This window comes from Colwellia sp. E150_009 (assembly GCF_053543955.1).
In genome coordinates this window covers 19522-27531 of the sequence record NZ_JBHFOM010000057.1, presented here as the reverse complement: position 1 = coordinate 27531, position 8010 = coordinate 19522, and the positions used below count along the sequence as shown (strand labels likewise).

General features: G+C 35.3%; 9 protein-coding genes. 3 read left to right on the top strand and 6 right to left on the bottom strand.

All coding sequences use genetic code 11. The features are described from left to right. Positions 1-165: 165 nt before the first annotated feature. From ACE1OF_RS18115 to purM, 3 genes are read right to left on the bottom strand one after another with little or no spacing between them, the layout of a single operon-like run. The gene (locus tag ACE1OF_RS18115) at positions 166-930 is read right to left on the bottom strand and encodes a DUF3108 domain-containing protein (protein WP_448896196.1); all 765 of its coding nucleotides are present in this window, start codon (positions 928-930) and stop codon (positions 166-168) included. A gap of 60 nt (positions 931-990) precedes the next feature. After that, positions 991-1644 carry a phosphoribosylglycinamide formyltransferase gene (gene purN / locus ACE1OF_RS18110; protein ID WP_448896194.1) on the bottom strand — a complete coding sequence of 218 codons (654 nt, stop codon included), beginning with the start codon at positions 1642-1644 and terminating at the stop codon, positions 991-993. Between the two features lie 41 nt (positions 1645-1685). After that, a complete protein-coding gene (gene purM / locus ACE1OF_RS18105; protein WP_448896192.1) occupies positions 1686-2726 on the bottom strand; it encodes a phosphoribosylformylglycinamidine cyclo-ligase in 1041 nt (346 codons plus the stop codon). Positions 2727-2934: 208 nt separating this feature from the next. Between purM and ACE1OF_RS18100 the strand changes: the two genes are divergently transcribed. The 3 genes from ACE1OF_RS18100 to ACE1OF_RS18090 are packed head-to-tail and all read left to right on the top strand — an operon-like array spanning position 2935 to position 5493. Then, positions 2935-4128, top strand: coding sequence for a DUF2066 domain-containing protein (locus tag ACE1OF_RS18100; protein ID WP_448896191.1), 1194 nt, complete (start codon positions 2935-2937; stop codon positions 4126-4128). Beyond that, the gene (hda, locus tag ACE1OF_RS18095) at positions 4128-4847 is read left to right on the top strand and encodes a DnaA regulatory inactivator Hda (RefSeq protein WP_448896190.1); all 720 of its coding nucleotides are present in this window, start codon (positions 4128-4130) and stop codon (positions 4845-4847) included. Before ACE1OF_RS18100 ends, hda begins: the two co-directional genes overlap by 1 nt. Positions 4848-4881: 34 nt before the next feature. Further along, positions 4882-5493 (top strand): fumarylacetoacetate hydrolase family protein, encoded by a 612-nt coding sequence (locus ACE1OF_RS18090; protein WP_448896189.1) that lies wholly within the window; start codon positions 4882-4884, stop codon positions 5491-5493. 45 nt (positions 5494-5538) lie between these two features. Here the strand turns inward: ACE1OF_RS18090 and ACE1OF_RS18085 are convergent, their stop codons facing one another. The 3 genes from ACE1OF_RS18085 to bepA all read right to left on the bottom strand — a co-directional run bounded on the left by ACE1OF_RS18085 (position 5539) and on the right by bepA (position 7862). Then, the gene (locus ACE1OF_RS18085) at positions 5539-5934 is read right to left on the bottom strand and encodes a DUF2069 domain-containing protein (RefSeq protein ID WP_448896188.1); all 396 of its coding nucleotides are present in this window, start codon (positions 5932-5934) and stop codon (positions 5539-5541) included. A gap of 21 nt (positions 5935-5955) precedes the next feature. Beyond that, positions 5956-6297 carry an arsenate reductase (glutaredoxin) gene (gene arsC / locus ACE1OF_RS18080; RefSeq protein ID WP_448896187.1) on the bottom strand — a complete coding sequence of 114 codons (342 nt, stop codon included), beginning with the start codon at positions 6295-6297 and terminating at the stop codon, positions 5956-5958. 98 nt (positions 6298-6395) lie between these two features. Next, the gene (bepA, locus tag ACE1OF_RS18075) at positions 6396-7862 is read right to left on the bottom strand and encodes a beta-barrel assembly-enhancing protease (protein WP_448896186.1); all 1467 of its coding nucleotides are present in this window, start codon (positions 7860-7862) and stop codon (positions 6396-6398) included. Positions 7863-8010: the final 148 nt, after the last annotated feature.

The window sequence follows — 8010 nt, the reverse complement described above, 5'->3', positions numbered from 1 at the left end:
TAACGCCGCATATAAGCCTTTTAAACTCGCCCTTTGGGAGCTCATTAGCAAACTGATAACATCACAAAATTGAAGAAATATAGAGTAACTATGTTTAATCAATTTTCCTTGTTCTAAGCTCGCTAATGAAGCTCTGAGTTGGGAAGAAATTTAATCAAATTGGTATTATTTTAGGCTTGTGCCATCATTCATTTCAATACTCGATAGCTGAGCTTCAAATTGGCTATTGCCTGCTTTAACTTGATAAAGTTTTACTAATAAATAATCAAGATCTGGTGCGAACCATGCGTAGGTAATACGTTCTTTTTCCTTCACTTCACGTTTAAAGCGAATAGTTTTTACTAAACCGTACGGCAAAATTAATTCTTCTTCATTATCATACTGGTATACATGATCAGACACAGTGCCCGAGGTATTTACAACAGAGTAAATATATTCTTTCTGTTTAGCATCATCAATTAAGTTTAATCTGTGCTGTAAATGGTAGCTTAATTTATCCTGAAGGTTATGTGTAAAATCAAGCGGGGTAACATCACGTTTTCTACCTAAATCTTGAGCGGTGTTGTCATTGGCATGATAAACCCATTCATAATATTTATCTTTACCAGCACCTTCACGAGTGTAAGTATAATGTTGTGGAATGACTTGATTATTATGAATGGAAAGAATTGATGTTTCGCTACGCGTTTGAGAAAAAATCAACCATTCTATTTTGGTTTCATAATGATAGTTAATGTTGCCGTCAGCTTGATAGCTCAATTGTCTCACTGCGGTGCCAACAACATCTGACTTATGTAAAATACTATAATGCGCAGTAAAAGGAGGTAGAAATTGTTTACCTTTATCAAGTTGCTCTACTGTTTCGGCATTAACAAAACAAGCAGGTAATAAAAGGGTGAATAAAAAAAATAAGGGCGATTTTTTCAACACAAATAATCCTATAAAAATATAAAGGTAACAAACATAAGTTACCTTTATATTAACAGCTTATTAATCGTTCGCATATCCAGAAATTGGTAAAGTATTACCGTCCAAAATTGCGTATTCATTTTGGTCTTTCGTTTGCATGTAAAGTCGTTTTTGACATAGCCATTTTACCACTAATGGGTATATTCTATGCTCTTGCTCATGTATACGTTCAGCTAAATCATCACTGGTATCACCATCAAATACAGGCACTTTAGCTTGTAAGATCACGGGTCCACCATCTAATTCTTCAGTTACAAAATGCACACTAACACCATGAACTTTATCGCCAGCATCAATAGCACGTTGATGTGTGTTAAGGCCTTGATATTTAGGTAACAAAGACGGATGAATATTAACTAACTTACCTTGATAATGTTGTACAAAATTAGGCGTTAATATACGCATAAACCCTGCAAGTACGATGACATCAGGCTGTAATTGGTCGATTTTCTCAATCAGTGCATTATCATAATTTTCACGACTATCAAAATCATTATGTGAAAGTTCAATCGTTGCTATGTTGGCGTTTTTGGCACGAGTTAGGCCGTAAGCATCACTTTTGTTTGACACTACACCAACAACAGAACCAGGATACTCCTCAGCTTTACAGGCATCAATGATTGCCTGTAAATTCGTGCCACTACCTGAAATTAATACAACTATTCGGCTAGACATTGTTGTTCCTTTTTATTGATATTTGACAAAATTACGTCAGCTTATGAAAAAACAACCTGTTCTTCACCATCAGCTTTGTCAGTAATAGCGCCAATGTGCCATGCTTTTTCACCGTGAGCGCTTAAAATATCAATACTTTGTTGTACTTTATCTTGTGGAACGACAATGATCATACCAACACCACAGTTAAATGTGCGATACATTTCGTGTTCAGTGATATTGCCATTGTCTTTTAACCAGTTAAAAATTTCAGGCCATTGCCAGCTTTCACCATTGATAACCGCTTGTGCTGTGTTAGGTAAAACACGTGGAATATTTTCCCAAAAACCGCCGCCAGTAATGTGAGATAAAGCATGAACGTCAACATCTTTTAATAAAGCTAATACCGATTTTACATAAATTTTTGTTGGTTCAAGTAAATGTTCACTAATCGCTTTACCCTTAAGTAATTCGCTGGTATCAGTATTATTAACTTCTAATACTTTACGAATAAGTGAAAAGCCATTTGAATGAGGGCCTGAGGCGCCTAATGCAATTAATTGATCGCCCGTCGCTACTTTAGTGCCGTCAAGCAATCTTGATTTTTCAGCAACGCCAACACAAAAGCCAGCAATATCGTAATCACCTTGATGATACATGCCAGGCATTTCTGCTGTTTCGCCACCGACTAATGCACAGCCTGCTTGAATACAACCTTCTGCTATTCCTTCTACAACTGAAGAGGCCACAGCAACGTCAAGTTTTGCTGTTGCATAATAATCTAGAAAAAATAAAGGTTCAGCACCTTGCACAATCAAATCATTAACACACATAGCAACTAAATCGATGCCAACGGTGTCATGTTTTGCTAAATCAATAGCTAAGCGTAATTTGGTTCCTACACCGTCTGTGCCGGCAACTAATACTGGCTCTTTATAGCCTGTTGGTAATTGACAAACACTACCAAAACCACCTAATCCACCCATAACTTCAGGGCGGGTAGTGCGCTTTACTGCACCTTTAATGTTTTCAACAAGGGCATTACCAGCATCAATATCAACACCAGCATCCTTATAACTTAAAGATTGTTTTTGTTCGCTCACGAGAAACCTCAAAAAATTATCGATAGAAAGTTACCCCACATAAGCGTAAAATCACACTTATCTAAGGTTTAAAAAGATGCGTATTCTACCAGTGCACGGACACATACTCAAAATCTTTATCCCAAATAAATAAATATTTTTATTTGGCGGTAAAGATCGGTTTGATTATGATAGTATCAGGTTTACAAAATAGTTCGCTTTTCTTTATATGTTTAAAAAATTTACTTTTTTACTGTTTGTTATTATTGCTTTTTTATCTTCTACTGCCACTAAAGCGGTTGAAGTAATAGATTTGTATCAAGCCAGTGTTGCTATTGACTCCCAAAATAGTAAGGATAGAGCACGTGCGCTAAAAAAAGCGTTAGCTGCTGTTATGATCAAGGTTGGTGGGGAAAAAAGTGTTTTAGACAACGCTTTGATCAAAACTGCCTTAAATAACTATAATTCGTATTTAAACCAATATCGATACCAACAAAAATCGATTCAAGTAGCAGACGAATTAACTAATAATAAACAATTGTTTTTATTGGCTAGTTTCAACCAAGAAAAAATTAATCAATTGTTTCATGAAGCAAATTTACCCTTATGGGGAAGTTTACGTCCACAAGTTTTACTTTGGTTGGTTGATGAGCAAGGTTTGTCTCGTAATATAATATCCAATTCATCTGCGTCTAATTTACCGTTTGTTGTTAGTGAGTTTTCTTCTCAGCGTGGTTTACCTATTATGTTGCCATTGATGGATTTAACCGATGCTAATAAAATTAAATTAAGTGATGTGTGGGGACGATTTCAACAACCAATTAAGGAAGCGTCTAGCCGTTATTTTGCAGAAGCTATTGCTGTCGTTAGGTTATCTAACTCAAGCTTAGTGACGTTTGATTATGAAAATAAAGCAGAAAACACTAATAATTGTGATTTACCGTGCACAGAGTCTCAAGTGAATGCAAAAAAATATGTATTAGACTGGAGCTTATTAGACTGGAGTTTAATTGAAGGCCAGCAGAAGTTTAGTCAACAATATCAAGGTAATGACCCGCAAACGTTATTACAGCAAGGTTTAGCAGATATAACTGATTTAATTTATCAGTATTATGCGTTATCTACTACCAGTGAAAATAATTTTGTTATTGAAGTAACCAATGTTGACTCGTTAGCAACTTATATCGATATTTTTCACTTTTTAGAAGGTTTATCTTCGGTTAAAGCGGTAACGCTAGTTAGCGCAAAGGGTAGTGCAAGGCGTTTTAATTTGCAATTACTTGGTTCTAAAGAAGCTTTACTCGCGTCACTTAAACTCGATAATAAACTTATTCAAATTATTGACCCATTAGCACATTTTAATCAGCTTGCCTTGGATGAAGGTAATGAACCTTTAGTTCCAATTTTTAATTGGGGAAAATAATGACAAACACAGCACAACTCGCTTTGTCTGTTCAATTGCCTGATGATGAAGTTTTTGATAGCTATTTAAGTAACGCTAATAATACCGTAGTAAGTCAGCTTAATATTTTTGTTAAAGGTACTGAAAAGCAAGGCTCAAGTCAGCCAAATTGCTTTTATTTATTTGGTTTAACTGGCGTTGGAAAATCTCATTTACTCCATGCTAGCAGTGCATATGCTTCACAACTTGGAAAAACTTCAGTGTGTTTATCTTGTGCGGAGTTATTAAAGTTATCAGTTGAGGTGTTAGATGGGCTCGAGCAAATAGATTTTATTTGTTTAGATGACATCCAACTCATAGCGGGCAACCAAGTATGGCAACAAGCTATTTTTGACTTTTATAATAGAGTGCTAGAGCACAATAATCGTTTACTTGTTAGTGGTAACCAGAGTGTCGCTAAGTTAGGCTTAACCTTACCTGATTTACATTCTCGGTTAAGTTGGGGGTTAACCGAACAGCTTAAACCACTCAGTGATGCTGAAAAAGTGATGGCTTTACAGTTTAGGGCGTTAAAACGAGGTCTTATACTGAGCGATGAAGCGGCTAATTTTTTAATCAACCGTTTATCTAGAACTATGTCGAACTTGATAACATCACTTGATATTTTAGACAAAGCCTCGATAAGAGAGCAACGTAAAATAACAATTCCTTTTATTAAAGATGTTTTAAATATCTCTTAAAACCATCTTGTTGATGAATTAAAAAGAGTAGGCAATGAGAACAGTAAACCTTGATGGAAAAACGATCACTCCATCTAAAATAATTTGCATTGGTCGTAATTATGTTGATCATATAGCAGAGTTAGGCAATGAAATACCTGATGAAATGGTTGTATTTTTAAAACCTAATTCGGCTATTGCTGAAAATTTACACGCGGTTCATCAAGAGCCTTTACACTACGAAGCTGAATTATGCTTTGTGTACGAAAAAGGAAGTTTTGTAGCGGTAGGTGTTGGTTTAGATTTAACTAAACGACACTTACAAAACAAATTAAAAGCAAAAGGACTACCATGGGAGCGCGCTAAAGCTTTTGACGGAGCAGCTGTTTTTAGTGATTTTGTTGCTATTGAGTCAATCGACGATAATTTATGTTTAGAACTAACAATTGATAACACGTTAATTCAGGCTGGTGGTATTAGCCTAATGATGTACAAACCTGAGGTTATTTTGACTCAACTCTCAAGTTTTATGAGTCTAGAAGATGGCGATATTGTCATGACAGGTACGCCAAAAGGTGTTGGTCAAATAGTCGCTGGTACTCACTTTTTAGCAAAAGCAAAAAGAGACAGTGAAATACTCACTTCAGCCTCTTGGATAGCAAAATAAATTAATATTGATAGATAAATAGAAGCGAGTTTTAACAACTTGCTTCTATTTGTCTTCTTTAGGCTTACGAATACTTAAACCAAGTTCTTGCCCTTTATATTTAGCATAATAACTGCAACCTAAAAACATGGTTGATGCAAAAACAAGCTCTAAAATGGCCCAAAGGCGATCACTTGGCAGCACCCATAAAGTTGTTAATGAGTGTAAAAAGTAAATTAACACAATAAAATTAGACCAAGCATAAGTGAATGGATTACCTTGCAAAAGCCCTTTTAGAGGGAAAAGCAATGGTAAAGTAAATAATATTAAAGTTGTTAATGTACTTAAGCTCTCACTAGGCGACAGTACTAACAACCATAAAGGCATAAAAATAAGCAAAGAAAAATAACCTAATAGCGCTATTTTTCTTAAATTTGGTGTAGATATTTTTTGAGTTGTCATGTGTTATTTACAACGATAAATTTAGCATAACGCTAAAACATTTTCGGGAGGTCTGCCTATCAGTGCTTTATTACCATCAGTAACAATAGGGCGTTCAATAAGTTTAGGTGTTGTCACCATAGCTGAAATTAATGTTTTATCATCTGCGCCATCAAGATTTTGCTCTTTAAACTCGGCTTCTTTTACACGCATCATTTTAATTGGTGAACATGCTAGCATTGATAGCAGCTTTTCAATTTCTTCTTCATTGATAGGGTCTTTAAGATACTCAATCACTTTAATTTCTTTACTGGTATTTTCTTTGAGCAACGCCAGAGTTTCTCGGCTTTTTGAACATCTTGGGTTGTGATATATGGTTAACATGGTTGATTCCTTGCTTGGCTTTTTAGTTAATATATTCGTTGTTTCGTTGTTTCGTTGTACAGTGTGCTTGCAGCACATTATAAAGAACATATGATGGATTATAAACGTTTGAGTTTGTTTTCTTGTTCTTGTAGTTGCAATATTCTTGCTTTAATTCGTTTTTGTAAAAGAGGTTGATCTTCAACAAAATCGTAACTGGTTTGTAATTCATCCACCGCTTTATTATATGCACCTAATAAAGCGAATACTTCAGCTTTTGTGATATGCATAAGTCCTTTTTTTTCTTGTTTCCTGTAAACAGAAGTTAACAGATCATAAGCAATATAATTGTCAGGTTTTATGAGTAAAAAGTCTTGTAACACTGTTGCGGCTTTATCATAATTTCCTGATTCTAATAACGCGTTACTGTAATTTAAAGAAATCACTTGGTTGTTAGGCATTAATAAATTTAAATTAACTAGCATACTCAACGCTTGCTCATGCATTTTTAAAGCGAGATATACGTCAGTTAACGCATCAATATAAAATAAATTGTTTTTGTCTTCTTTTAATAAAATTTCTAAAAGTTCTTTTGCCTGTTGGTAATCTTTATTTTCAAAATAGGAAAGTGCTAGTCCATAATTTGCTGCAGCAGGTAAGCCATAACTTTGCTTTCTTAATTGTTGTGTAAAGTGGGCAATATTATCGCTAGGATTACCTTGGTAGCGTGCTTTAATACGTGCCTTAGCTAATTCAAAATTAAGGCTTGGAGCTAAATGCCTAATAGGGTATTGATGTGCTCTTTGTCTAGCATCTGTAATGCGAGACTCAGGCAGTGGATGCGTTAATAGCATGGCTGGTGGTTTGCTTGCATAGCGATATTGTTCTGACATTTTATTAAAAAAGCTAGGTGCGCCTTGAGGATCAAAATTGCTGTTTGCTAACAACGCAATCCCTACTCTGTCTGCTTCTTTTTCATTACTTCGAGTGTAGTTAATGCTGGCTTGTTGTGACGCCGCCATAGAAGCACTTAATGCAGCCATTCCTACAGTTGGATTAACCAAAGCAAGTAGTATACCTGACACCATGCCAGCCATGCTTAATGCTTGTGAATTAGTTTGAGACTCTAAACGACGAGCTAAGTGACGTTGCGTTACATGAGATATTTCGTGAGCAATCACTGAAGCAAGTTCACTTTCGTTGTCTGCTGTAGTTAATAACCCACTGTGAATACCAACGTGACCACCAAAAAATGCAAAAGCATTTAATTCATTATTATTGATAAGAAAAAATTCGAAGGCATAATTAACATTTTGTGCATTTTTAATTAATTGATTACCTAAATGATTTATATATTCAGTTAGCACTGGATCTTGAATAATAGGTTGGCTCGCACGCAGTTGACGCATCATCGCATCACCAATTTGCCGCTCTTTATCTAAAGAGAGAACACTAAAACCTGAAATGCCTATTTCAGGAAGTTTGTTTTTATTATTTTGTTCACTGGCCTTAACATCAAAAGCAAAAATTTTGGCTATTATTACGGTAAGTGTAATGCTAACCAATAGCGGTTTTTTGTTAAACAATATGCGGTCCTGTCTTTTTTATGGTTGATGCGCGTCAGTTTTGAAAATTTGTTTTCAAAACTTATCGTTGTGTTGGCATAAAACTCTGATCAAAATAGCTAAACATATACGCTTTGACCTCAGCTAGATTAAAAGATTCGCTTAAAAG

What these genes read in the sequence shown, in the direction of transcription:
- purN (WP_448896194.1), bottom strand. Translation starts at nt 1,644, where the DNA reads ATGTCTAGCCGAATAGTTGTATTAATTTCAGGTAGTGGCACGAATTTA.
- ACE1OF_RS18100 (WP_448896191.1), top strand. Translation starts at nt 2,935, where the DNA reads ATGTTTAAAAAATTTACTTTTTTACTGTTTGTTATTATTGCTTTTTTA.
- hda (WP_448896190.1), top strand. Translation starts at nt 4,128, where the DNA reads ATGACAAACACAGCACAACTCGCTTTGTCTGTTCAATTGCCTGATGAT.
- ACE1OF_RS18090 (WP_448896189.1), top strand. Translation starts at nt 4,882, where the DNA reads ATGAGAACAGTAAACCTTGATGGAAAAACGATCACTCCATCTAAAATA.
- ACE1OF_RS18085 (WP_448896188.1), bottom strand. Translation starts at nt 5,934, where the DNA reads ATGACAACTCAAAAAATATCTACACCAAATTTAAGAAAAATAGCGCTA.
- arsC (WP_448896187.1), bottom strand. Translation starts at nt 6,297, where the DNA reads ATGTTAACCATATATCACAACCCAAGATGTTCAAAAAGCCGAGAAACT.